Annotated in this window: 25 protein-coding genes; 6 read left to right on the forward strand and 19 right to left on the reverse strand. The window is 54.1% G+C overall.

From position 1 onward, the window contains the following. Nucleotides 1-26 precede the first annotated feature (26 nt). The 5 genes from lpdA to ACTJI9_RS04295 all read right to left on the reverse strand — a co-directional run bounded on the left by lpdA (nucleotide 27) and on the right by ACTJI9_RS04295 (nucleotide 6,437). A complete protein-coding gene (lpdA, locus tag ACTJI9_RS04275; protein ID WP_440806290.1) occupies nucleotides 27-1,424 on the reverse strand; it encodes a dihydrolipoyl dehydrogenase in 1,398 nt (465 codons plus the stop codon). A 3-nt stretch (nucleotides 1,425-1,427) separates the two neighbouring features. Further along, complete coding sequence (locus ACTJI9_RS04280) at nucleotides 1,428-2,729, reverse strand: dihydrolipoamide acetyltransferase family protein (protein ID WP_440806293.1); 1,302 nt, start codon at nucleotides 2,727-2,729, stop codon at nucleotides 1,428-1,430. A gap of 1 nt (nucleotide 2,730) precedes the next feature. Beyond that, complete coding sequence (locus ACTJI9_RS04285; protein ID WP_115055356.1) at nucleotides 2,731-3,747, reverse strand: transketolase C-terminal domain-containing protein; 1,017 nt, start codon at nucleotides 3,745-3,747, stop codon at nucleotides 2,731-2,733. 5 nt (nucleotides 3,748-3,752) lie between these two features. After that, nucleotides 3,753-5,000: a 3-methyl-2-oxobutanoate dehydrogenase (2-methylpropanoyl-transferring) subunit alpha gene (locus tag ACTJI9_RS04290; protein ID WP_115055358.1), complete on the reverse strand. Its 1,248-nt coding sequence runs from the start codon at nucleotides 4,998-5,000 to the stop codon at nucleotides 3,753-3,755. Between the two features lie 288 nt (nucleotides 5,001-5,288). Further along, nucleotides 5,289-6,437 (reverse strand): DUF2336 domain-containing protein, encoded by a 1,149-nt coding sequence (locus ACTJI9_RS04295; RefSeq protein ID WP_440806296.1) that lies wholly within the window; start codon nucleotides 6,435-6,437, stop codon nucleotides 5,289-5,291. Between the two features lie 125 nt (nucleotides 6,438-6,562). Between ACTJI9_RS04295 and ACTJI9_RS04300 the strand changes: the two genes are divergently transcribed. Together ACTJI9_RS04300 and ACTJI9_RS04305 are read left to right on the forward strand one after the other, a co-directional pair. Beyond that, nucleotides 6,563-7,054 carry a MaoC family dehydratase gene (locus tag ACTJI9_RS04300; RefSeq protein WP_440806299.1) on the forward strand — a complete coding sequence of 164 codons (492 nt, stop codon included), beginning with the start codon at nucleotides 6,563-6,565 and terminating at the stop codon, nucleotides 7,052-7,054. Further along, nucleotides 7,054-7,923 (forward strand): HpcH/HpaI aldolase/citrate lyase family protein, encoded by an 870-nt coding sequence (locus tag ACTJI9_RS04305; protein ID WP_115055362.1) that lies wholly within the window; start codon nucleotides 7,054-7,056, stop codon nucleotides 7,921-7,923. The genes ACTJI9_RS04300 and ACTJI9_RS04305 overlap by 1 nt, the downstream gene beginning before the upstream one ends. Before the next feature lie 7 nt (nucleotides 7,924-7,930). Here ACTJI9_RS04305 and ACTJI9_RS04310 read toward each other — a convergent pair whose 3' ends face one another. Next, complete coding sequence (locus ACTJI9_RS04310; protein WP_440806301.1) at nucleotides 7,931-8,524, reverse strand: nitroreductase family protein; 594 nt, start codon at nucleotides 8,522-8,524, stop codon at nucleotides 7,931-7,933. A gap of 123 nt (nucleotides 8,525-8,647) precedes the next feature. On the opposite strand from ACTJI9_RS04310, the gene ACTJI9_RS04315 reads away from it, so the two are divergent. Continuing rightward, entirely contained in the window at nucleotides 8,648-9,715 is a 1,068-nt protein-coding gene (locus ACTJI9_RS04315; RefSeq protein WP_440806303.1) for a hypothetical protein, read from the forward strand. Between the two features lie 203 nt (nucleotides 9,716-9,918). On the opposite strand, the gene ACTJI9_RS04320 is transcribed toward ACTJI9_RS04315, so the two are convergent. The 4 genes from ACTJI9_RS04320 to ACTJI9_RS04335 all read right to left on the reverse strand — a co-directional run bounded on the left by ACTJI9_RS04320 (nucleotide 9,919) and on the right by ACTJI9_RS04335 (nucleotide 15,959). Further along, complete coding sequence (locus ACTJI9_RS04320; protein WP_307284578.1) at nucleotides 9,919-10,743, reverse strand: lysophospholipid acyltransferase family protein; 825 nt, start codon at nucleotides 10,741-10,743, stop codon at nucleotides 9,919-9,921. Between the two features lie 86 nt (nucleotides 10,744-10,829). Beyond that, nucleotides 10,830-12,812, reverse strand: coding sequence for a threonine--tRNA ligase (gene thrS, locus ACTJI9_RS04325; protein WP_307284576.1), 1,983 nt, complete (start codon nucleotides 12,810-12,812; stop codon nucleotides 10,830-10,832). 282 nt (nucleotides 12,813-13,094) lie between these two features. Continuing rightward, nucleotides 13,095-14,408, reverse strand: a complete 1,314-nt coding sequence (locus ACTJI9_RS04330) for a replication-associated recombination protein A (protein WP_440806306.1) — start codon at nucleotides 14,406-14,408, stop codon at nucleotides 13,095-13,097. 111 nt (nucleotides 14,409-14,519) lie between these two features. Continuing rightward, complete coding sequence (locus tag ACTJI9_RS04335) at nucleotides 14,520-15,959, reverse strand: DegQ family serine endoprotease (RefSeq protein ID WP_440806309.1); 1,440 nt, start codon at nucleotides 15,957-15,959, stop codon at nucleotides 14,520-14,522. Nucleotides 15,960-16,116: 157 nt separating this feature from the next. Between ACTJI9_RS04335 and ACTJI9_RS04340 the strand changes: the two genes are divergently transcribed. The 3 genes from ACTJI9_RS04340 to ACTJI9_RS04350 all read left to right on the forward strand — a co-directional run bounded on the left by ACTJI9_RS04340 (nucleotide 16,117) and on the right by ACTJI9_RS04350 (nucleotide 18,187). Continuing rightward, on the forward strand, nucleotides 16,117-16,941 hold the full coding sequence (locus tag ACTJI9_RS04340) for an AraC family transcriptional regulator (protein WP_440806311.1): 825 nt from the start codon (nucleotides 16,117-16,119) through the stop codon (nucleotides 16,939-16,941). Between the two features lie 102 nt (nucleotides 16,942-17,043). After that, entirely contained in the window at nucleotides 17,044-17,655 is a 612-nt protein-coding gene (locus ACTJI9_RS04345; protein ID WP_440806314.1) for a LysE family translocator, read from the forward strand. A 142-nt stretch (nucleotides 17,656-17,797) separates the two neighbouring features. Continuing rightward, nucleotides 17,798-18,187 carry a hypothetical protein gene (locus tag ACTJI9_RS04350; protein ID WP_440806316.1) on the forward strand — a complete coding sequence of 130 codons (390 nt, stop codon included), beginning with the start codon at nucleotides 17,798-17,800 and terminating at the stop codon, nucleotides 18,185-18,187. Between the two features lie 266 nt (nucleotides 18,188-18,453). Here the strand turns inward: ACTJI9_RS04350 and rplQ are convergent, their stop codons facing one another. The 9 genes from rplQ to rpsE all read right to left on the reverse strand — a co-directional run bounded on the left by rplQ (nucleotide 18,454) and on the right by rpsE (nucleotide 24,745). Further along, nucleotides 18,454-18,882 carry a 50S ribosomal protein L17 gene (gene rplQ / locus ACTJI9_RS04355; RefSeq protein ID WP_115055376.1) on the reverse strand — a complete coding sequence of 143 codons (429 nt, stop codon included), beginning with the start codon at nucleotides 18,880-18,882 and terminating at the stop codon, nucleotides 18,454-18,456. Between the two features lie 97 nt (nucleotides 18,883-18,979). Then, entirely contained in the window at nucleotides 18,980-19,993 is a 1,014-nt protein-coding gene (locus ACTJI9_RS04360) for a DNA-directed RNA polymerase subunit alpha (protein ID WP_008124954.1), read from the reverse strand. Nucleotides 19,994-20,117: 124 nt separating this feature from the next. Beyond that, complete coding sequence (gene rpsK, locus ACTJI9_RS04365) at nucleotides 20,118-20,507, reverse strand: 30S ribosomal protein S11 (RefSeq protein ID WP_008124952.1); 390 nt, start codon at nucleotides 20,505-20,507, stop codon at nucleotides 20,118-20,120. 128 nt (nucleotides 20,508-20,635) lie between these two features. Then, a complete protein-coding gene (gene rpsM, locus ACTJI9_RS04370) occupies nucleotides 20,636-21,004 on the reverse strand; it encodes a 30S ribosomal protein S13 (RefSeq protein WP_008124949.1) in 369 nt (122 codons plus the stop codon). Nucleotides 21,005-21,215: 211 nt separating this feature from the next. Then, nucleotides 21,216-21,866, reverse strand: coding sequence for an adenylate kinase (locus ACTJI9_RS04375; RefSeq protein ID WP_307284552.1), 651 nt, complete (start codon nucleotides 21,864-21,866; stop codon nucleotides 21,216-21,218). Continuing rightward, complete coding sequence (secY, locus tag ACTJI9_RS04380; RefSeq protein ID WP_115055380.1) at nucleotides 21,863-23,203, reverse strand: preprotein translocase subunit SecY; 1,341 nt, start codon at nucleotides 23,201-23,203, stop codon at nucleotides 21,863-21,865. Before secY ends, ACTJI9_RS04375 begins: the two co-directional genes overlap by 4 nt. Before the next feature lie 213 nt (nucleotides 23,204-23,416). After that, entirely contained in the window at nucleotides 23,417-23,893 is a 477-nt protein-coding gene (gene rplO / locus ACTJI9_RS04385) for a 50S ribosomal protein L15 (protein WP_115055382.1), read from the reverse strand. A 17-nt stretch (nucleotides 23,894-23,910) separates the two neighbouring features. Next, complete coding sequence (rpmD, locus tag ACTJI9_RS04390) at nucleotides 23,911-24,111, reverse strand: 50S ribosomal protein L30 (protein ID WP_008124941.1); 201 nt, start codon at nucleotides 24,109-24,111, stop codon at nucleotides 23,911-23,913. 67 nt (nucleotides 24,112-24,178) lie between these two features. Next, nucleotides 24,179-24,745 (reverse strand): 30S ribosomal protein S5, encoded by a 567-nt coding sequence (rpsE, locus tag ACTJI9_RS04395; protein ID WP_008124939.1) that lies wholly within the window; start codon nucleotides 24,743-24,745, stop codon nucleotides 24,179-24,181. Nucleotides 24,746-24,807: the final 62 nt, after the last annotated feature.

The following is a 24,807-nucleotide window of genomic DNA, read 5'->3' on the forward strand; positions in this document are numbered from 1 at the left end:
ACGCAAATTGCTTTTGCAAAGGTGCTTTAAATATGCAGCGCGTGTCCCAGTGCTTTCAGCGCAGCTTCCTGGAAGCCCTCGCTCTGCGTTGGATGGGCATGGATTGTCCCGGCTATATCTTCCAGGCGCGCGCCCATTTCCAAGGCCAGTGCAAACGCTGCTGACAGTTCGGAGACTCCGGTTCCAACCGCCTGAATTCCCAATACAAGATGATTGCCCGCAGCAGCAACCACACGGACAAACCCCTCCTCGCCTTCTTGTGTCATGGCGCGGCCATTGGCAGCAAATGGGAACAGACCAATTTTGACCTCGTGCCCGGCCTGCTTTGCCTCTTCTGGCGAAAGGCCGACAGTCACGATTTCCGGATCGGTAAAGCAGACAGCTGCAATGGCTCGTTTGTCCCAGCTGCGATTATGCCCGGCGACGATTTCTGCCACCATCTCGCCTTGTGCCATGGCACGATGGGCCAGCATGGGCTCACCTGTCACATCACCGATGGCATAGACGCCGCGCATCGAGGTACGGCACTTGTCGTCAATGCGAACGAACTTTCCGTCCATGTCCAGAACAACTTCCTCAAGCCCCCAACCGGTGGTCACAGGTTTGCGGCCGACAGTTACCAGTATTTTATCCGCTGCAATCCTGTCATCCTTGCCATCAGCCGTTTCGATGAGCAGGGCATCACCCTTGGCGCTCATCCCTTTTGCTTTAACTCCGGTAAGAACTGTCATACCTAAGCTATTGAGACTCTTCACGATTGGCCGCGTCAGCTCTGCATCATATTGCGGCAGTATTTTTGCTTGCGCTTCAACAACAGTGACCTTTGATCCGAGTTTGGCATAGGCAGTGCCAAGCTCAAGGCCAATATAACCACCTCCCACAACCACCAGTTTTTCGGGCACAGTCTCAAGTGAGAGAGCTTCGGTGGATGAAATGACATTGCCGCCAAATGGCAATGAAGGCACCTCCACCGGCGCAGAGCCTGTTGCGATTACAATGTTTTCAGCACGGATGATTTGCTGGCCCGTCAGGGTTTCCACTTCGACGGTTTTTCCGTCGCGGAACTTTGCCCTGCCCGTGACGATCTTCACATTGGCCTTCTTCAAAAGTCCGGCTACGCCATTGTTCAAACGGCTGACAATTCCGTCTTTCCAAGCGATAGTTTGCGTGAAATCGATTGCCGGATTGCTGACGGATATGCCTAGAGGCGTCTGATTTGCTGCAAAATGCGCAACCTTTGCAAATTCATCAGCGGCGTGAATCAACGCCTTGGAGGGTATGCAGCCGACCATCAGGCAAGTGCCGCCGACCTTGGCCGCTTCAACAATCACCGTATCAACATTCAGCTGCCCGGCACGAATAGCGCAGATATAGCCACCCGGACCGGCGCCAATGACCAGCAGTTTGCAGGAAATATCCTTCATGGCTCAGTCCTCAACAAATATCATGGCTGGCGTTTCGAGAAGCGCCTTGATGCGCTGGATGAATACGGCGGCATCCCAGCCGTCGATGACCCGGTGGTCGAAGCTTGACGACAGATTCATCATCTTGCGCGGTATGAAGGCAGTGCCGTCCCACATGGGCCGGATCATGATCTTGTTGACGCCGATGATTGCTACTTCCGGGTGATTGATCACAGGCGTGGTCACCACGCCGCCCATGCTACCGAGTGAAGTGATCGTTATCGTCGAGCCACTCAGCTGTTCACGTGTCGCTGTACCCGTTTTTGCAGCATCTGCCAGCAGATTAACCTCGGCAGCACAGTCCCAAAGCGTTCTCGCCTCGGCATGTTTGACCACCGGCACGACGAGGCCGCCAGGCGTCTGCGCGGCAATCCCGATATGCACGCCCCCATGCTGATGAATAATATTCGCCTCGTCATCATACAGAGCATTGAGCTGCGGCTGATCGGCAATGGCCTTGACTATGGCCCGCATCAAGAACGGCAAGATCGTCAGCTTGGCCTGATCCGGGCGCTTTTTGCTATTCAGGGCTGCCCGCAGCTCTTCCAAGGATGTCACGTCGATTTCTTCGACATAGGTAATATGCGGAATCCGGGATTTCGCGATTGCCATTTTCTCGGCAATCTTGCGGCGAAGCCCGACAACCTTGATCTCCTTGACGGAATTGTCCGGGCTGAGCGCTGCACTACCGGGTTTCTGCGAGCCCCGCGCGAAGAAGGCATCAAGATCTTCGTGAGTGATCCGGCCTGCCGGTCCTGTACCGCTCACTTGACGCAAATCAACGCCGGAATCACGCGCACGCTGGCGTACAGCTGGAGAAGCCAAAGGCTTTTCACCTTCGCTACGGGGCGCGCTCGTATTGAAAACAGGTTTGGCAGCGGGCTTTACAGCTTCCTGTGGCTTTGCAGCAGCTGCTGCAGGCTTGCTCTCGGACTTTGCGGCCTCGGCAGGTTTTTCATCCGGTGCAGGCGCTTCAGCCTTGGCAGGCTTGGAGGGCTCCGCGGCTGCCGGTGCATGACCCTCGCCGTCGATCTTCAGGCGAATAATCGGCGAGCCGATCGGAATGACCTCACCGATCTCACCGCCAAGCCAGATGATCTCGCCATCGACCGGCGACGGGATTTCCACCGTTGCCTTATCGGTCATCACGGCGGCAAGAACCATATCCTCGCGTACCAGATCACCGACCTTTACATTCCACTCGACAAGCTCTGCTTCTGCAACGCCTTCGCCGACATCCGGCAGCTTGATGACATATTCGCCCATCTTAGAGCCCCTCCAGCGTTTCAACCAGCGCACGCCCGACCCTCGATGGCCCGGGGAAGTAATCCCACTCCTGGGCATGGGGATAAGGCGTGTCCCAACCGGCAACGCGAGCCACCGGCGCTTCAAGCTTATAGAAACAATGTTCTTGCACGAGTGCCGCCAGTTCCGCGCCAAAGCCCGATGTCAAGGTCGCCTCGTGAACCACGACACAGCGCCCGGTTTTTGAAACGGATTCAATAATCGTTTCGAGATCGAGCGGGAGTAATGTGCGCAGGTCGATAATTTCCGCATCAATATTATGTTCAGCTGCAGCGGCCTCTGCCACGTAAACCATGGTGCCATAGGTCAGGATCGTTAGCTGTGAGCCTTCACGGCGCTTGATGGCTTTGCCCAGCGGCACCGTATAATGACCATCAGGCACTTCGCCGAGATCGTGCTTGGACCACGGCGTGACTGGCCGGTCGTGATGTCCATCAAACGGACCATTATAAATGCGCTTGGGCTCAAGGAAGATCACCGGATCCGGATCTTCTATTGCCGCAATAAGCAGCCCCTTGGCATCATACGGGTTGGACGGCACAACCACCTTCAGGCCCGAAACATGGGTAAAAAGCGCTTCCGGGCTCTGGCTATGTGTTTGCCCACCGAAAATGCCGCCGCCCACCGGCATGCGCACGACCATCGGGCAGGTAAAATCGCCATTTGAACGATAGCGTAAGCGTGCAGCCTCCGAGACAATCTGGTCATAGGCGGGGTAGACATAATCTGCGAACTGGATTTCGACACAAGGCTTAAGTCCATAGGACGCCATGCCAATTGCAGCTCCGACGATGCCCGCCTCATTGATGGGCGCATCGAAACACCGCGTCTTTCCATATTTTGCCTGCAGCCCTTGCGTGCAGCGAAAGACGCCACCGAAAAAGCCAACATCCTCGCCGAACACAACCACGTTTTCGTCGCGTTCCATCATTGTATCCATCGCATCGCGGATGGATTCGATCATTGTTTTACGTGGCATTTGGCTTAAACCCCCGCCTGCTGACGTTGACGGCGAAGATGCGGAGGCATTTGTTCATAAACACCCTCGAACATATCGCGCGCTGATGGCTTGCCTCCGGCATGCAATGTTCCGAAGCTTTCGGCTTCTTTCTGCGCAGCGATGACTGTGTCGAGTATCTCGGCTTCGGTCTGGGTATGACGCTCTTCCGACCATGCGCCGCGTGCAATCAGGTGGTTCTTCAACCGAACAATAGGATCGCCCAGAGGCCAGGCCTCCGACTCCATCTTGGGCCGATAAGCAGATGGATCATCCGAGGTCGAATGCGCGCCGGCGCGATAGGTAACATATTCCACTAGCGTCGGCCCCAGATTGCGGCGTGCGCGCTCGGTTGCCCACTGCGCCACTGCAAAAACCGCGAGGTAATCATTGCCATCGACGCGCAGCGCCGGAATACCGAAACCAAGGCCACGCGCTGCAAAGGTACCTGAGCCACCGCGCGCAATGCCTTGAAATGTCGAAATCGCCCATTGATTATTGACGATATTGAGAACTACCGGCGCCTTATAGGTTGAAGCGAAAACCAGCGCGGCATGGAAGTCAGACTCAGCCGTGGAGCCATCGCCGATCCATGCGGCAGCTATCTTGCTGTCTTTCTTGATGGCGGATGCCATGGCCCAGCCAACACCTTGAATATACTGGGTGGCCAGATTGCCAGAGATCGAGAAAAAACCGTGTTCTTTGGAAGAGTACATGATTGGCAGCTGCCTGCCCTTCAACGGATCGCGCTCGTTGGAGTAGATCTGGCACATCATTTCGACCATGGGATACCCGCCGGCGATCAACAGACCAGCCTGACGATAGGTCGGAAAATTCATATCGCCCTGCACCAGCGCCTTACGGAAAGCGCAACTGACTGCCTCCTCGCCAAGATGCTGCATATAAAATGAAGTCTTGCCCTGCCGCTGGGCGATCTGCATACGCGCATCGAACGTGCGCAGCGTCATCATATGGCGCAGACCTTCAACCAGCTGATCGTCGGTCAGCAGATTTGCCCATGGCCCGACAGCCTCGCCTTCAGGGTTAAGCACACGAATAATCGAAAATGCGAGGTCACGCATGTCTTCAGGGTTTGTATCGACATCGGGGCGTCTCACCGAGCCTGCATCGGGAAAGGTGACGTTGGAAAAATCCGGTGTACCGCCCGGACGCACAGCCGGTTCAGGGACGTGTAGACTTAGCGGGCCAAACTCAACACTACCATTGTCCGACATTATGCAGACCTCCCAATCGATTATGCCTTTGTCCATAATAGCATAAAAGACCAATGGGGCGGCAACGGGCCGTTTGGCACAATCGAATTGCTGTATCTAGAGTTTTGAATCAGAAATCAGACATAAACGCCTGATTTAATTAGGTTTACCAAGTATAATATTGGAAATCCTGGCTTTCAATGCCAATAAAAAAGCAATGATGCGCCGGTTCTGGTGCGGCGCATCGATTATTTCATTCAAAGAGTGGCACTATTTTGTAATGAAATGTTCGATCAAGCGGTCAGAAGCCTATGCCGCCGCTATCGACAACATGCTTCGGCGCGCATTTTCGCGAATAGCATCGCGGTGAATACCGTTGAGCAAGGAAAGCAAATCATCATTTGCGGCGGCGGGAACAGCCCCTGCATAGGCTTCTACCCTCGCGATCTGCTCAATCATTGCGCGTGCGACATCATGCAAACCCAGCTTGCGCTTGCCGTTGATAATATCGCGCCATGCCTGAACTGCGGTGCACAGGGAAGCGTGTGTGCTTTCGGCCAAACCTGCAGCGCTAAACAGCGCCCCCAGCACGTTCGGACGGCCATCAATGAGCAGGCCGCGCACGCGACTATGCTTGTAACCGGACAGCGCAACAAGGATCGCGCCGAAGAAATCGATCTGTCCTTTCGCAACCACCCGAATGACAAAAGCTGTTGTTATGTCACCGCGCAGTTGTAGGTGTTCAACGAGAGCCGGATATTCTTCGATAGGCGTTGCGGCAACGAGGCCGATGGATGCTTTGACACAGGCATCATGTGTCATTCGTTCCGCTCTGCGACCTCCCATGAGTGCCTGCACAATATTCATCTGGCACAGCGCCTCTGCGGTCTTGACTGCAAGCGAGTGGCGGCAATCGGCTGGCAGGCTTTCATGATCGACGAGCAATGCACGCACTTCGGCAATATGTCCTGACCGTTCAAGCAGTCGACGATAACTCACCGGCATTATTTTCGCCTGTGTATTGGCTAGCAGCTCCAGTATGGCATCGGTCTCGCCAACTTCGATAATGGCGGCACAAACAGTTGGCGAAACGCGTGCCCGACCGGCAATGACGCGTTGCGCCTCTCCGCAACCACTCACAACACAGTCAATCAGGTCACTATCGCTGAGCAAAACCGAGCGACCGAGCATATAGGTCGAGATTTCAATCTGGTCGCGTGCGAGACTAGCAACGATATGGGCAGGAGCGCGGACACTTGTAGAAAACGCCTCAGCCAGCGTGAGCCGCACTTTTGGCGAAGAATCGTCCAGCAGGAGCGTTAGTACAGCCTCTGTCGCGCAACGCTCATCATGGTCGAGTTCGGAATGCAGATAGATATGCGCCAAAGCCGCCGTTGCATGACAACGTTGCGCCACTGACGCATTCTCGATCATTCTGAGATATTGCTGTACCGACATCCCTTATCGCCCCCATTTTTTCCAGCAAAAGCCTAGCGGAAAAAGGTTTACGATCAGTTCACCATATCCATTAACCATGACGACAAGGGTTTTGCCCCTGTTGCGATCCGCAGAGCACCGTCATAATGTCCCGCAAATCATTGCGGAGGTTCGAAAGCATCATGGGTGGGTTGTATCTGGAAGAGTTCGAGGTCGGACACGTTTTCAATCATTCGCTTCGCAAAACGATCACTGAAAGTGACAATATGCTATTTTCGGTCATGACATTGAACACCCAGCCGCTGCATATTGACTTTGATTTTGCCAGCAAGACAGAATGGGGAAAGCCTCTCGTCAACTCATTGTTTACGTTGGGTTTAATGATCGGTATTTCTGTCAATGACACGACGATTGGCACGACAATTGCCAATCTCGGCATGACCGATGTCACTTTTCCTTCCCCGCTATTTCATGGCGATACAGTACATGTTGAGACTGAGGTTATTTCAACACGCCCGTCCAAATCCAAGCCTGATCGCGGCATTGTCGAGTTCGAACACCGTGCCTTCAACCAGCATGGTGTTCTCGTTGCAAAATGCACGCGGCAAGCCATGATGAAATCAAAGAGTGCGGCGTGATGCGCTCGCTCCTGTTTGTTCCCGGCGATTCGGAAAAGAAACTTGAAAAAGGACTCGCCAGCGAAGCCGACATGCTTTTGATCGATCTTGAAGATTCGGTAAGCGCAGAGCGCAAGGCCGCCGCGCGGCAGATCACCGCTGATTTTCTGAAATCGAACCGCGGTACGGCCTCGCCTCGCCTTTTCGTTCGCATCAATGATCTCTCCAGCGGTTTCGCCGATGATGATCTTGCCGCCATTATGCCGTCGCTGCCCGTTGGCATTCTTCTGCCCAAATCCAATAGCGGTAAGGATGTGACGCGGCTTTCGGTGAAACTGAATGTGCACGAAGCGCAGGCAGGGCTTTCTGAAGGCGTCACGCAGATCATTGCAATCATTACCGAGACTGCAATTGGTACCTTGTCTGCAGCCACCTATCCAGATGCATCCAAACGATTAATCGGCCTCAGTTGGGGTGCGGAAGACCTTTCGGCAGTTATCGGCGCAACCGCGGTGCGCAACGAGGCGGGTCATTACACGGACGTGTTTCGCATGGCTCGCGCCTTGACGGTCCTTGGCGCATCCGCCGCTGATGTTGCGGCCATTGATACGGTCTACATCGACTATCGCAATGAAGAAGGTCTTGCCCGCGAATGCACCGAAGCCGCGCGCGATGGTTTCACAGCCAAACTGGCAATTCATCCGGCCCAGGTCGCAATCATCAATCAGATTTTCACGCCTTCGGCTGAAGCGGTCGATCAGGCAGAGCGTATCGTTGCAGCCTTCGCGGCTGAGCCCGCTGCCGGTGTAATTGGTATTGATGGTAAAATGTTCGACCGCCCGCATCTGAAGCGGGCGGAGCGGCTCATTGCCAGAGCGCGATCATTTTGATCTTACGCTAGCCTTTCCACGGCCCCGAATATTCGGAAAGTACCGCATCCACTTCCGGGCGAGGCCGCTCCGGCACTTTCTGCGCGCAAGTTCCAATATGAACAAACCCCGTGACCCGCTCATGTGGGGCCAGCCCTAGCAGCGCCCGGCCCTTTTCGTCCGACGAGTACCAATTGCTGATCCAATTGGTGACATAGCCCAATGCATTGGCGGCCAGGCAAAGCTTCATCGCCGCCGCACCCGAGGAAAGAAACTGCTCCCACTCCGGAATATGATGTTCAACTGGAGAGAACACCACGCCAATGACCAGCGGAGCGCGAGCAAAGCGCTTCAGTTCCTGCTCGCGGCGTTGTTCAGTCAGTGGCCCTTCACGTTCTTCACAAAGTTCGGCGAGATATTTCCCGACTTCGACACGTGCATCACCCCGATACAGAATAAAGCGCCAGGGCGTCAGACGACCATGATCCGGCACACGCGAAGCAATCGTAATGATCTTGCGAATCTCTTCGTCAGGTGGCCCTGGAAGGCCGATGGCCGAGATCGGGGTGGAGCTTCGTGTCGACAAAAAATCGAGGATTGGATTGGATGAGGAAGTGTTCATGGAATAATCGTAGCGACCCTGTTGCACTATTGCGCGGACAATGGCTTCGTTTTGTCGGTCAAGTAAAGACATGAGAGCGAGAAAAGCCTTGAAATTGCCATCGGCTTCGGATCAAAAGCTTGCATGGGCGTATTCCAGACAATTGCCACGGGCAGCATTTTCCGCAAACCCTTGTTTGCTATCGCGGCATGTGCGTGTCTGGCGTCGGGACCAGTCGCATTTGCACAGTCGCTGACACCGGATTCACCGGAAGTCGCCCCGCTTGAGCTACCCACCATTGCGCCGCCCGCCGGCAAGGGCGATATACCTAAAATTCCCAATCTGAATGAATATGCCAATCCAAAGGCTCCGCAGAACAATCCGCTGGTCAATGAGCCCGAGCTTGTTCTTACTGCAAAACTTTCAGACGAGAGTGAAGCGATTGGCCGGGGGCTGGTATGGCGGGTATTCTCACCCGATCCCGGCCCCGACGGCAAGCTGGCGCTTCTCGCCACTGCCAAAGGCGGTACCACTTCGTTCAATCTTGCTCCCGGCAGCTACCTGATCCACGTCGCCTTTGGCCGTGCTGGCGCAACCAAGCGCATTTCCATGACACGCGCCAAGCGCACTGAAACAATGATTCTCGATGCTGGCGGGATCAAGCTTAATGCTGTGCTTGCTGGCGGTGGTCGCATTCCTCCCGATCGTCTGCGATTTTCGATTTATGAGGATCATGAAGACGCCAATGGCGAACGCGCTTTGATCATTCCCGATATCAAGCCGGACAGCGTTGTCCGTCTGAACACTGGAACCTATCAAATCGTGTCAAACTACGGCACGGCGAACGCCGTCATTCGGTCTGACATCCGCGTTGAGGCAGGTAAAATCACGGAAGCGAATGTTGAACACCGCGCGGCACTGATGACGATGAAACTGGTGCGCGAAGCTGGCGGCGAAGCGCTTGCCGATACGGCTTGGTCTGTTCTCACCACGTCAGGTGATATTGTCCGGGAAAGCGTGGGGGCTTTCGCATCCATGGTGCTTGCGGAAGGTGATTATGTCATCATCGCCAAGAACAAGGACAAGATTTACCAGCGTGACTTCAAGGTTGTTGCCGGTCGCAATCAGGATGTGGAGGTCATCGCCTCCAATGGCGCAAGCACGGCGGCAAGCGCCAACCAGCCGGCGAAAGGCGAAGAGCCGCTGGACTGACCCCTAACATCTGCTCAAAACAGGCTGCATGGCTGCTTTGCGTGGTTCGACAAGCTCACCATGAGGAAGGGTGGAGGTTACAGAGGCAAAACCTGCACCGTGGCGGCTGTCATGCAAAACACCACCTTCCTCATGGTGAGCTTGTCGAACCACGCACCACATGCGCAAATTCACTAAACGCCAGCGACATGAGTATTGAGCTCTTATTTGCTCGATGAACCCGGCTGCAGCGAAAAAACAGCATTATAGAGATATTGCAAAAGCGTCTGGCGATCTTCCAGCACCTTCAATTCATCCCAACTGATGATATTGCCGATCCGCACATTGATGGATTTACCGGAAAGACGCCGGAATTCTCGAATCAACAATGATATGCGCAGCGTCATCGATACTTTGCTGGCGAGGTGAAATAGCCAGCCATTCTGCCCGCTGAAGTAGACTGGAATGACAGAAGCCTGTGCTTGCCTGATGAGCTTGGCAGGGAATATTTTCCAAGGCAGATCTTCCGCACGACCAAAACCCTTGCGCGCTGTCGCAACACCGCCTGCTGGAAAGACAATGATTGTCACGCCTTCCTTGAGCAAGCGCACTGCTTCGTGCCGCGTTGCCATGTTCATCGCCATGGCTTCCTTGGTCTCGTCGAAACATACCGGCAAGGCATAAGGGCGGATTTCCGGTACTTTCAGCAGATCATTATTGATCAGCACGCGGAAAGGTCTGCCTAATTGTTCGGCCAGCGCCAAAGCTGCGATGCCGTCTCCAATACCGAATGGATGATTAGCAATAAGCACCAGCGGCGTGTCAGGCAGATTTTGCGGCGGCCACTGATCGGGGCCCTCAAGCCTGATGTTGATCAGTTCCATCATGCGGCAAAAAACATCGATACCAGCGGGGACTATCTCAGTTCGCCATACATTATACAGCCCGACATAATGATTTCTGCCCGAGATCGCCTCAATCGAGCGGATCAGCCATTGCGTAAGGCGCGTCTGAGTATCGTTGGCATAGGAAAGTTCGGAAAACTGCACCGCGTGAAAACCCCGGAGGTTAATTCGGGGATTATCCCGGATATTTGTGACAGCGCGATGAAATCACCGCGCTGTCAACGGCATTGTCATTCGGCAGCCAGACGCAGAAGATCAGGCGGCGTAGCCTCGTGCTTCAATTGCTGTATTGCCTCGTCCAATGAGAGAGAAGTCTGGTTTTGCGAACCAAGACGGCGCATATTCACTGTCCGCTCTTCTGCTTCACGCATGCCGCAAACGAGAATCACCGGAACTTTCTGCAAGGAATGCTCACGCACCTTGTAGTTGATCTTCTCATTGCGGAAGTCGGTTATGACCTGAAGACCTGCGGCTTTCAGCTCCTTGGCGACCTGACGGCCATAATCATCGGCTTCCGTCGTGATCGTCGCAACCACAACTTGCACCGGCGCGAACCATAGCGGCATGTGACCCGCAAAGTTCTCGATCAAAATGCCGAGAAAGCGCTCCATGGAACCGCAAATGGCGCGATGGATCATAACCGGCTGCTTCTTCTCCGATGTTGAGTCGATATAAAATGCACCGAAACGCTCCGGCAGGTTGAAGTCGACCTGAGTCGTGCCGCATTGCCACTCACGGCCAATAGCGTCCTTCAGGGTATACTCGAATTTGGGGCCGTAAAACGCACCCTCGCCCGGCAGAATTCCAGTTTTGATGTCGTTTGACTGTTGCTGGATCTGCTCAAGTACGCCGGTCATGACCGCCTCGGCACGGTCCCATAATTCATCCGAGCCGACTCGCTTTTCAGGACGTGTCGAGAGCTTGATCGTGATCCCTTCGAAGCCGAAATCCTTGTAGACTGAAAGAATGAGATCATTGATGCGCAGGCATTCTGCGGCCATCTGCTCATCGGTACAAAATACATGCGCATCGTCCTGTGTGAACCCACGCACGCGCATCAAGCCATGCAACGCGCCTGATGGCTCATAGCGATGCACATTGCCGAATTCTGCAAGGCGCACCGGCAGATCGCGGTATGATTTCAGGCCATGCTTGAATATCTGCACATGACCCGGACAGTTCATCGGCTTAAGCGCAAAGACGCGTTCATCGTCGGTCTCGTCGCCTGCGACCGTCACCTTGAACATATTGTCACGATACCAACCCCAGTGACCGGAAGTCTCCCAAAGCGACTTGTCGAGCACTTGCGGTGCGTTGACCTCCTGATAGACGCCATCAAGCCGCCGACGCATATAGCTGACCAGAGACTGGAACATGCGCCAGCCCTTGGCATGCCAGAACACGACGCCCGGGCCCTCTTCCTGGAAATGAAACAGGTCCATTTCACGGCCGAGCTTGCGATGGTCGCGCTTCTCCGCCTCTTCCAGCATATGAAGATAGGCATTGAGATCATTATCATTGGCAAAGGCCGTACCATAAATGCGGCTCAGCATCGGATTATTGCTGTCACCGCGCCAATAGGCACCTGCAACCTTCATCAACTTGAAGGAGTTGCCGATCTGCCCTGTTGAGGCCATATGCGGTCCACGGCATAGATCATACCAGTCGCCCTGAGCATAGATTTTCAGGTCCTGCCCTTCGGCAATCGCATCAACGAGCTCAACCTTGTAGACTTCGCCCTTTTCGGCAAAGACCTGACGGGCCTTTTCACGCGACCAGATTTCCTTGGTGAAAGGCTTGTTGCGGGCGATGATCTCCCGCATCTTCTTCTCGATCAGCGGAAGATCTTCCGGCGTGAACGGCTCATTCTTGGCAAAATCATAATAGAAGCCGTTTTCAATAACAGGCCCGATTGTAACCTGCGTGCCGGGGAAAAGCTCCTGTACCGCTTCCGCCAGAACGTGCGCGCAATCATGACGGATGAGTTCAAGCGCGCGCGGATCATCGCGGGTCAATATTTCGATAGCGCCTGACGCACCAAGCGGATCAGACAAATCGCGGACCGTGCCATCGACAGCATAGGCCACAGCTTTCTTGGCGAGCGATTTTGAAATGGATTCTGCAAGTTCCGCACCGGTCATGGCGGCGTCATAATCACGCTTTGAACCATCGGGGAATTGCATGGATACAGTTTTGGCAACTGCTTGCGACATAAGACTTCTCCTATCCAGTCCCGCCAACGATTGCGGGTGGTTTTCTAAAACTCCCGGATTTCTTATCCGGTCGCGGACTTCTAAATGCAGATTGCTTTGAGGTAAAGAGGTTTGGGATAAAAGCATGCATAGATCATGTGCGTGGTTCGACGGGACTCACCATGAGGAAACTCGTTGATTGCAGAAAGTTGAATATTCCACGCTGGAGACCATTATTGCAGCACACCGATCTTCCTCATGGTGAGCTCCGTCGAACCACGCATAGCGATTGTGCAGCCAACGCTACTCCTCGCCGCGTTCCTGGCGCAGCTTTTGCCAATATTCCATGCGCTTGCGGATTTCCCGTTCGAACCCGCGCTCCGGCGGATCGTAGAAACTTTGCCTGCCTAGAGCTTCTGGAAAATAGTTCTGTCCGGAAAAGGCGTCAGGCTGGTCATGATCATAGGCATAACCCTTGCCATAACCCTCACCCTTCATCAGCTTGGTCGGCGCATTGAGAATATGTTTGGGCGGAAGCAGTGAGCCATTGGCCTTGGCCGCTCCCATTGCTGCCTTATAGGCTGTATAAACCGCATTGGATTTCGGCGCCGTAGCGAGATAGACGCAGGCTTGCGCCAGTGCCAGCTCGCCTTCCGGTGATCCCAGATAGTCATAGGCGTCTTTTGCCGCATTGCAGATGACCAGAGCCTGCGGATCGGCAAGACCGATGTCTTCGCTTGCCATGCGAACGAGCCTACGTCCCAGAAATAACGGGTCTTCACCAGCATCGAACATGCGGCACAAATAGTATAATGCCGCGTCGGGATCAGAGCCGCGCACGGATTTATGCAAGGCGGAGATCAGATTGTAATGGCCATCCTGCCCCTTATCATAGACAGGAGCGCGCCGTTGCACGATCTGCTGCACCCGTTCCGCATCAAAAACCTCGTCTTCACGCGCCGCGCGCCAAACCTCTTCAGCCAGCGTCAAAATTGCGCGGCCATCACCATCCGCCATGCGTACCAGACTTGCCCGCGCCTCGTCATTCAACGGAAGCGCTTTGCCCTCATGGCTTTCCGCCCGCTCGAGCAATGCCACAAGACTGGTTTCATCATGGGGTTTAAACACCAGAACCCGCGCCCGCGATAGCAAAGCCGCATTGAGTTCAAAGGAGGGATTTTCCGTCGTGGCGCCCACCAGCACGATCGTTCCATCCTCCATGACCGGCAGAAATGAGTCCTGCTGGGCGCGGTTGAAGCGATGAATTTCGTCAACAAAGAGCAATGTCTGGCGGCCGGACATTTTCCGTGACCGTGCCATCTCAAAGACCTTTTTCAGGTCGGCCACACCGGAAAATATCGCAGATATCTGCTCAAATGCGAGATTTGTCTCATTGGCGAGCAGCCGGGCAACGGTGGTCTTGCCTGTTCCGGGCGGTCCCCAGAAGATCATCGATCCGAGCGAACCGGAATCGATCATCCGCGTCAGCGCGCCTTCCGGTCCCGTCAGATGTGTCTGGCCGGTGACCTCGCTCAGGTTACGCGGTCGCAGGCGGTCAGCAAGCGGCCTGCTTCTGTCCGAAGCAGGATCGCCGCTTACTGAAAATAAATCCGCCATGCTCTTGCTGCCTTGTCGCGTCTAAAGCAATTCCAGCAAAAGTGTGAAGCGGTTTTGCGTCCGAAATTGCGTAAAAAGTCTAGAGCGTCGTTTTTTAAAAAGCAAAACGCTCTACCGAATGATCTGACGAATTATGGCACCCCCGCGCTCAAATTCGAAGCGCCAAAGCACGGGATTGGTCGACATTGCCTTGCTAAGATCGGCAATACTGTCAATTGAGGTGCCATTTATGCCCCGGATAATATCGCCGGGTTGCAAACCGATACGCGCAGCTGGAGAGTTTGGATAGACCTTGTCAACAGCAACACCGTCCGTCCCCTCCGGCAAGCGCAAACGCGCGAGGCTTGCAGGGCTTAGCTTGAGAACAAGTGCACCCGAAAGCGGGTTCTTGCCTTGAATCATCAGTTTATTGTCCGCAGAGTCAGGATCGGGCTTTTGCAAAGTCACTGAGACGGACTTTTCCTTGGAACGGCTCAATATGTCGAACTTGACTGTCTTGCCGATGCCCGCCGTCGTCATGCGATATCCAAGCCCATCCGGATTTTCAACGCGAACGCCATCAACATTCAACACCACGTCGCCAACCTGCAGTCCGCCTTTATCAGCCGGGCCACCTTTGGTGATATCGGTTACGAGCGCGCCGTAAGGCTGTCTCATTCCAAGACTTTCGGCCACATCAGCGGTCACGTTTTGGAAAGCAGCACCGATATAGGGGCGCTCGAATGTGTCTGCGCCGCCCTTGGCTGTATCAACAACTGCGCGCACCATATTGGCCGGTATGGCAAATCCGATTCCAACGGAGCCACCGGACTTGGAGAAAATTGCGGTATTCACGCCGACAAGTTCTCCATCCATGCCAATCAAGGCGCCGCCCGAATTACCGGGATTGATGGCCGCATCGGTCTGAATAAAAAAATCAAAGTCGGAAATACCGACGCGCGTGCGCGCCTGTGCCGAGACGATACCGCTCGTCACAGTCTGACCGACACCGAACGGGTTACCGATAGCCAGAACCAGATCACCCACCTCAACCTTGTCGGAATCTGCAAGTTTCAAAGATGGCAGCGGTTCGCCGGCATCAATTTTCAATATGGCCAGATCTGTCGACTCATCCTTGAGAAGGACTTTCGATTCAAACTCGCGGCCATCTGACAGCGCGATTTTTACGGTGTCAGCGTCGCGGATGACATGATTATTGGTTACGATAATGCCCGAACCGTCCACAATCACGCCGGAGCCAAGCGATGACTGAACGCGAGGCGGACCGCTAAACTGTCTCCCACCGAAGAACTGTTCAAAAAATGGATCCCCCGCAAAAGGCGAGCGTTGTTGAACCGAATGGGCCGCATAGACATTGACCACAGCGCCCGCTGTCTGTTTGACCAGCGGCGCAAAGGATAGTTGCGCCTCGGTACGGCTTTCCGGCACTTGCTTTGTAGTATCTGCAGTTTGCGCATAAACCGGAAGAGCGGTAGCGGAAAAGACAGCCGCACCAAGCAAAATCGCCCGGGCCGAAGCGCCTATTGTCGAGCTTCGCGAAACAGAACCCATATTAATCTCCGATAGCTAATGAATCAGTCAAACTGCTTCGACCAATGTGGTGATTTCGAGCGAGGATACCAGCTATTAAACAAAGCAAATTTGAGACATATCGTTTCACCATCAGCTTATTTGATGCGACTTCATCTTTAATAGGCATTCAGATAATATGCACGAAACAGGCGATGGACGATTGGGCAATATAAGAGGCCATTTCCGGATTTATCCGAGCGGCAATCCTGGCATACAAATTGTCGAGGCGGCTACGCGCCATTCTTTTGCCCGCCATACACATGACCAGTTCGGCATTGGCGTCATTCATCAAGGGGCACAAAAATCCCTTAGCGGGCGCGGTACTGTGGAAGCCGGACCGGGTTATGTCATCACCGTCAATCCCGGCGAAATACATGATGGCGTACCAATCGGCGATTCAGGCCGCTCTTGGCGGATGATCTATTTTGACCCCGCTCTCATTGAAAATATCATTGATGATATTAACGAAGGTGGTGCGACCACAACAGAATTCACTGAACCGGCCATGGATAACGTCCTCGCCGCCAAACAATTTCAGGAGCTTTTCAGCGCCTTGACGCGCAATGCGCATGAGCCGCTTCTTCCTGAAGAAAAACTGATTGACCTGCTTTCCATCACGCACAAAAAACCAGCTAAATCAGCACCGATCCCCCCTGCCATTCATATGGTGAGGCAGCACATAGATGATGCACCAACCGCATCATATACTTTGTCGGATCTGGCAAAAATAAGCGGCCTCAGCCGTTTTCAGGTTCTGCGAGGCTTTGCAGCGGCAACTGGCTTTACCCCCCACGCCTATCTTATGCAGCGACGCGCCGATATTGCCCGCCGCCTGATCTTGCAAGGCATGGCGCTTGCAGAAACTGCGGCAGCAAGCGGCTTTGCCGACCAAAGCCACATGAACCGCATTTTCGCGCAAAAGTTTGGATTGTCGCCCGGTTCCTATGCGGCATCGCTATAGTTAAGCCTCCGGCCATCTGGCGATAAGCGCTGCAATCCTGTCCAAGACGCTGCCAGCATTCCTTGATTTAATCCTTCTCCATAAGAGTAAGGAGCTTAGACTATGAGTCTGGAATTTATCATCACATCACTGATCATTGTCATATCGCCCGGTACCGGCGTGGTTTATACGCTGGCGACCGGATTGACGCGGGGCGCAAGAGCGAGCATCGCCGCGGCGTTTGGTTGCACAATCGGCATAATTCCCCATATGGCAGCGGCGATAGGCGGGCTGGCTGCTATCATGCATACGAGCGCCATTGCGTTTCAGACGCTCAAATATCTCGGCGTTATCTATCTTTTGTTCATGGCGTGGAATGCTTTGCGCGATAACGGCTCACTACGGGTGGATCAGGGAAACACCGAAAGCTCATTTAGTCGTGTAACTTTGACCGCAATCCTCATTAATATTCTTAATCCGAAACTATCGATCTTCTTTCTCGCTTTCCTGCCGCAATTCGTAACCGCAGATGAAAGGCGGCCCGTGCTGACCATGCTCGGTCTCAGCGGTGTGTTCATGGCAATGACATTCGTTGTCTTCGCCATTTATGGGCTCTTTGCAGCTTCTGTTCGAGACAAGGTAATTTCCCGGCCCATCGTTCTCATGTGGATGCGCCGCTCATTCGCCGCTGCTTTTATCGGGTTGAGTATAAAGCTTGCTTTGACACAGCGCTAAGTTCGGGTGGGTGCCTTCAAGGTCACGCAAACAAGGTAAGCGAGGCGTAATCAAACTCTCGCACCAGACCAGTAGTGTTGGCCGACTTCTTTGTGATATGCGTTCCTTGCCTCAACGGAGCTAACGACTTGGAGTCTGCCGCATGAAGTGTCTTCGCATCTATGCTACCCCGGATGGCGAGTCCCATTTTGATGAAATTGAATTGCCAACAACAAAGATAGAGGTACATCCCGGCGCCGTTCCGTTCGACGTTACAAGCAGCTATCCAGCGTCTCGCGTTCGCATAACCCAAATTCCCGCAGGCATGCGCGAGGTTGCTTGGCACAAGGTGCTGGAGCCGGTGCTCACGGTTAGACTAGATGGCTCGGTAGAATACGAAACGAGTGACGGAGAAGTGCGCCACGTTCAGGCGGGCAGCTTTGTACTGGTAGAGGACACTCACGGTAAAGGCCATCTGTCACGCCATTCTCAAGAGGCGCAGACTGTCATCTGGATTTCACTGCCGAATGGTCTTCAGTTAGCACCAACATAGTCGGCTCCAACGAGATGACTATTTGTGGCAATTACTTACTTTCCTGATCAAAATCAGTGGTCATTCAACATCATACCACGCGTCCACTTATTCTGAATGGGCGCTATCCACAATCACTAAGCTATCGGTAGGCAGTCGATACGCCTCGCTTACCAACGAGAGCCACAATGTTGCGCACCCTCTGCGCTGGTTGGATAGTCCCCAAAGCCACAAACAGAAAAAGGGAGCCGAAGCTCCCTTTAAACTTTCTACCGTAGAAGCGTTGATTACGCTGCTTCGGCTTCGTTAGCGCGCTCTTCTTCAACGCGGGCCAAATCCTTGGAACCCTTTGCGCTGACATCACGATCAACGAATTCGACAACTGCGAGCGGTGCATTATCACCGGTGCGGAAGCCTGCCTTCATGATGCGGATGTAGCCGCCATTACGCTGACCATAACGTGGTGCAAGTGTATCGAACAGCTTGGCAACCAGCTTGGCATCGCGGATAGCCGAGATGGCCTGACGACGAGCGTGCAGATCACCGCGCTTGCCGAGTGTGACAAGCTTTTCTACGATTGGACGAATTTCCTTGGCCTTGGGCAGCGTTGTCACGATCTGCTCATGCTCGATCAAAGATGCAGCCATATTGGCAAACATCGCCTTACGATGGCTGGCAGTCCGGTTAAGCTTGCGGCCTGAATTACCGTGGCGCATGAGCCTTCTCCTTCAGTTTTCTTTTCGGGCTCATTGCCCGGGCTAATTATTCAGTTCGGGCTCATTGCCCGGGCTTATTTGTCGGGCAGAGCCCGGATTAGTACTGGTCTTCGTAACGCTTGGCGAGATCTTCGATGTTCTCTGGCGGCCAGGCTGGAACTTCCATACCAAGATGGAGGCCCATGGAAGCCAGAACTTCCTTGATTTCGTTCAACGACTTGCGACCGAAGTTCGGTGTGCGCAGCATTTCTGCTTCTGTCTTCTGAATGAGATCGCCAATGTAGACGATATTATCATTCTTCAGGCAGTTTGCCGAGCGAACCGAAAGTTCGAGTTCATCGACCTTCTTGAGCAGAGCAGGATTGAACGCGAGTTCAGTAACCTGTTCCTGCTGAACTTCTTTTTGCGGCTCGTCAAAGTTGACGAAGATCGCCAGCTGGTCCTGAAGAATACGTGCTGCGTAAGCAACAGCATCTTCACCGGAGATCGAACCATCAGTCTCGATCTGGAGGATCAGCTTGTCGTAATCGAGAACCTGACCTTCACGGGTGTTCTCGATTTTATAGGAAACCTTGCGGACCGGTGAGTAAAGGCTATCGACTGGAATAAGACCAATCGGAGCATCTTCAGCGCGGTTGCGGTCAGCTGGAACATAACCCTTGCCGGTGTTGACAGTGAATTCCATGCGGATTTCAGCGCCTTCATCGAGCGTGCAGATAACGTGTTCCGGGTTGAGAATTTCAATATCGCCAACAGTCTGGATATCGCCAGCTGTTACAACGCCTGGGCCTTCCTTACGGACGACCATGCGCTTTGGACCATCGCTTTCCATGTGGATAGCGATTTCCTTGATGTTGAGGACGATGTCTGTAACATCTTCGCGAACGCCAGGGATCGACGAGAATTCATGCAGAACGCCGTCGATCTGTACCGCAGTCACGGCAGCACCGCGCAGCGAAGACAGAAGAACGCGGCGCAAGGCATTGCCCAGCGTCAAGCCATAACCGCGCTCTAGCGGTTCAGCGACGACAGTAGCCTTGGTCTTCGAGCCGGAAGTCTGAAACTCGACCTTGTTCGGCTTGATCAATTCTTGCCAGTTTTTCTGGATCATCTATGTTTTCCTTATCCTTGCCAGTGCCACCATCCAATCGTGGCCTTGAAGCGTGGAAACCCCGTCAGGGGCTTGAAGCCGATGAGTTGAAATCAACCCACCGGCCAAATCCTAGAGCAAAAGACTAGACGCGACGACGCTTGCGCGGACGGCAGCCATTGTGCGGGATCGGTGTCACGTCACGGATCGATGTGATTGTGAAACCCGCGGCCTGCAATGCGCGCAAAGCGGATTCACGGCCGGAGCCAGGTCCGCAAACTTCAACTTCCAAAGAACGCATGCCGTGTTCCTGTGCCTTCTTTGCACAATCTTCAGCAGCCATCTGAGCAGCAAATGGTGTGGACTTGCGCGAGCCTTTGAAGCCCTGCGCACCAGCCGACGACCAGGCAATCGCATTGCCCTGCGCATCAGTGATGGTGATCATTGTATTGTTGAATGTCGAATTCACGTGGGCAACGCCCGACGAAATGTTCTTCCGCTCGCGGCGGCGAACGCGTGTGGCTTCCTTGGCCATAGTAGTCCTTTCAGTTGATCTCGACGCCTCCGTATTTCCAGAGGCTCCACCGTGGTTCAGTTAACGTGTGAAACCAGCACGTCCGCCCCAAAAGGCAGAACCGGCGCAGCGAACCGCGCCGGACAATATTACTTCTTCTTGCCGGCAATTGCCTTGGCAGGACCCTTACGGGTGCGCGCATTTGTATGCGTGCGCTGACCGCGGACCGGAAGCGAGCGGCGATGACGCAGACCGCGATAGCAGCCCAAATCCATCAGACGCTTGATGTTCATGGAAACTTCACGACGCAGATCACCCTCAACGTGGTAATCACGATCGATCGTTTCACGGATCTGCAACACTTCGGCATCGGTCAACTGATTGACGCGACGCTCTGCAGGAATGCCGACTTTCTCGACGATTTCCTGTGCAAATTTTTGACCAATCCCGTGAATGTACTGAAGCGCGATAACAACGCGCTTGTTCGTCGGGATGTTGACGCCAGCGATACGAGCCACGTCTGTTCTCCTTGTTAACCGGCAGAGCTGGATTACCGATACGGCGGCCAGATGACGGGATGAAAATTAATATTCGAGGACAAACATAAACGATCAGCCCCGAACCTTTATTACCGGATCGGCGCCGACCGCTTTATAGCCAAGCGAATTTGCGCCGTACTTGAAGGAATCGCTGTCAAAAGTCAACTCCTCCAAGAAAATTAAGTCAGTCCTAGAGTTCCGACAGAATTTTCTCGATCGATGCCGTGACCTCTTCAAAGTCGGCCATGCCATCAACCTTCTTCAACTTGCCCTTGGCATAGTAGTAGCCAATCAACGGCGAAGTCTGCTTGTAGTATGCCTCAAGGCGCGTGCGCACCGTTTCAGCATTGTCGTCCGGACGGCGTTTGAATTCCGTCGAGCCGCATTTGTCGCAGACACCCGCAACTTTCGGCTTTTTATTGGTATCGTGATACCCGGTTCCGCATTTTGCGCAGGTATATCGGCCCGATATGCGCTCGACGAGAACGTTGTCGTCCACTTCAAGCTCGATCACGCAATCCAACTCCAGATCCTTATCAGCGAGCATGCGCTCTACTGCATCGGCCTGAACCAGAGTGCGCGGATAGCCGTCGAGAATAAATCCCTTGACTGCATCCGGCTGATCAATGCGTTCGGAGACGATCGCATTGACGATCTCGTCAGAAACCAGATTGCCGGCATCCATGACGGCTTTGGCCTTCAGGCCTACATCTGTTCCCTTAGTGACTGCTTCGCGCAACATGTCCCCCGTGGAGAGTTGCGGTATGCCTAACTTTTCGACCAAGCGCTGAGATTGAGTTCCCTTACCTGCCCCCGGTGGTCCGAGAAGTATTAATCTCATCTGTTGCGTTTCCCTCCACGGAGCTTCGACTTCTTGATAAGCCCCTCATATTGATGCGCGATCAGGTGCCCCTGGATCTGTGCAACCGTATCGAGCGTAACGCTTACGACGATCAGCAGCGACGTGCCGCCGAGATAGAAAGGAACACCAGCCCACGAGATAAGGAACTCCGGCAGCATGCAGATCAGAACCAGATAGGCTGCGCCGAGGACTGTGATACGGGTGAGCACAAAATCGATATATTCTGCTGTACGCTCACCGGGACGAATGCCAGGAATGAAACCTGAATGCTTCTTCAACTGATCGGCAGTGTCCTTCGGATTGAAGACAAGCGCCGTGTAGAAGAAGGCGAAGAAAACGATCATCGCAGCGTAGAGGAACATATAGGCAGGCTGGCCATGGCCGAGCGAAGACAGGATGCTCGTCGCCCAGGCAGGCATTTGTTCATTCTGGGCAAATCCGGCAACGGTTGCAGGCAAAAGCAGCAACGAGGAAGCGAAGATCGGCGGGATAACGCCAGCAGTGTTCAGCTTCAAAGGCAGATGCGAAGTATCGCCCTGGAACATGCGGTTACCGACCTGACGCTTCGGATACTGGATCAGAAGGCGGCGCTGTGCGCGTTCAACAAAGACGATAATACCGATAACAGCAATCGTCAGCACGATAATCGCCAGAATGACGCCCGTGGACAAAGCGCCGGTACGGCCAAGTTCCAGCGTACCGGAAATGGCTTGCGGCAGGTTGGCGACGATGCCCGAGAAGATGATCAGCGAAATACCGTTACCGATGCCGCGCGCAGTAATCTGCTCGCCAAGCCACATCAGGAACATTGTGCCGCCGACAAGAGTGATCACCGTCGAGAACAGGAAGAAGGGCCCCGGATCGGTGACAATGCCCTGACTGCCCTGCAAACCGACAGCAATCGCATAGGCCTGTACAGTCGCAAGCAGCACGGTGCCGTAGCGTGTATATTGATTGATAACCTTGCGGCCCTGCTCGCCATCCTTCTTCAACTGCTCGAGAGCAGGAATGACGGACGTCATGAGCTGGACGATGATCGATGCCGAGATATAAGGCATGATACCAAGCGCAAAGATCGCCATGCGTTCAACCGCACCGCCCGCGAACATGTTGAACATGCCGAGGATACCCTGCGCCTGATTGTTGAAAGCCTGAGCGAATGCGCCGAGATTGATGCCCGGCAACGGGATATAGGTGCCAAGCCGGTAAACCAGCAATGCGCCAAGTGTAAACCAGATACGCTTCTTGAGCTCACTGGCTTTTGAAAAAGCTGAGAAATTGAGATTTGACGCGAGCTGTTCAGCGGCTGAAGCCATTATAGTCTCCGGTCTGTGCCGTCAGAGCGGTATCCCGCTTCGACTTTTGTTCTTTCGCCATTTCAAACGGAAAACCGGCAGCCACTTTTCCTGAAATTGCGTTAGAGCCCGTTCTAAACCCGGTATCGAGAATCGACGGTCTTACCCCCAAATATGATGTGGGGAGAAAAGGTACAAGCGGCGATCGTAAAGATCGCCGCTTGCCTGTCCGTATTATTCTGCTGCTGCAGGTGCAGCTGGCAGCTTGACTGTACCGCCGGCCTTTTCGATCTTTTCGATCGCAGCCTTTGAGGCACCGGAAACTTCGAAAGTTACCGCAGTCGTGATTTCGCCGTCAGACAGAAGACGAACGCCATCCTTGGCGCGGCGGATAACGCCGGCAGCCTTGAGCGTTTCAATCGTGACAGCAGCCTTCGGGTCGAGCTTCTTGGCATCGATTGCAGTCTGCACGCGGCCGACTGAAACGGTGTTGAAGTTCTTCGAGAAGATGTTGGTGAAACCGCGCTTTGGCAAGCGACGGTAAACTGGCATCTGTCCGCCTTCGAAACCGTTGATGGCAACGCCCGAACGGGACTTCTGACCCTTGACACCACGACCGGCTGTCTTGCCGGAACCAGAACCAATACCGCGGCCGACGCGCTTGCGAGCCTTGGTTGCGCCTGGATTTTCACTCAGATCATTGAGTTTCATTTGTCTAATCTCCGGTATCAAGCCTCGTCCACGACGCGGACGAGATGTTGAACCTTGGCAATCATGCCGCGAATTGAAGGCGTATCTTCAAGTGTGCGACGACGATGCATTTTATTGAGGCCCAGGCCAACAAGCGTTGCACGCTGTTCTGCCGGACGGCGGATAGGGCTGCCGATCTGTTCGACCGTAACCGTCTTACCCTTCTTCTTCTCAACCATGACTTTGTCCTTTAGTCTCTACAGTGAGCAAAGCCGTAGGCCCTGCCCTGCTGCGCCACTTTATGGCCTATTCTTCCGAACCGACCACATCGCGGCGGCGAGCCTGCAGTGTCGAATACTTGATACCGCGCTGTGCAGCGATGTCCTTCGGGTGCATCTGATGCTTGAGAGCATCGAATGTCGCGCGAACCATGTTGTATGGGTTCGACGAACCGAGTGACTTGGCAACAACGTCCTGTACGCCGAGAGTCTCGAAGACTGCGCGCATTGGACCACCGGCGATGATACCCGTACCAGCTGTAGCTGCACGAAGCAGAACCTTGCCGGCGCCGTGACGGCCATGCACATCGTGATGCAATGTACGGCCCGAACGCAGCGGAACGAAGATCATTTCGCGTTTGGCAGCTTCAGTTGCCTTACGGATAGCTTCCGGCACTTCGCGCGCCTTGCCATGACCAAAACCAACGCGGCCCTTCTGATCGCCGACAACGACGAGAGCAGCAAAACCGAAACGACGTCCGCCCTTAACAACTTTGGCGACGCGGTTAATGTGTACGAGCTTGTCAACGAATTCGCTATCGCGCTCTTCGTTACGGCCACCACGATCGTCGCGGCCTCTCTTTTCCTGTGCCATGCTCCTAATTCCTTTTTCTTTTCCGGTAGCACGAATGACATTACAGCGCCGTGGATATGAAT

Source organism: Phyllobacterium sp. 22552 (genome assembly GCF_052044585.1).
Taxonomy (GTDB): domain Bacteria; phylum Pseudomonadota; class Alphaproteobacteria; order Rhizobiales; family Rhizobiaceae; genus Phyllobacterium; species Phyllobacterium ifriqiyense.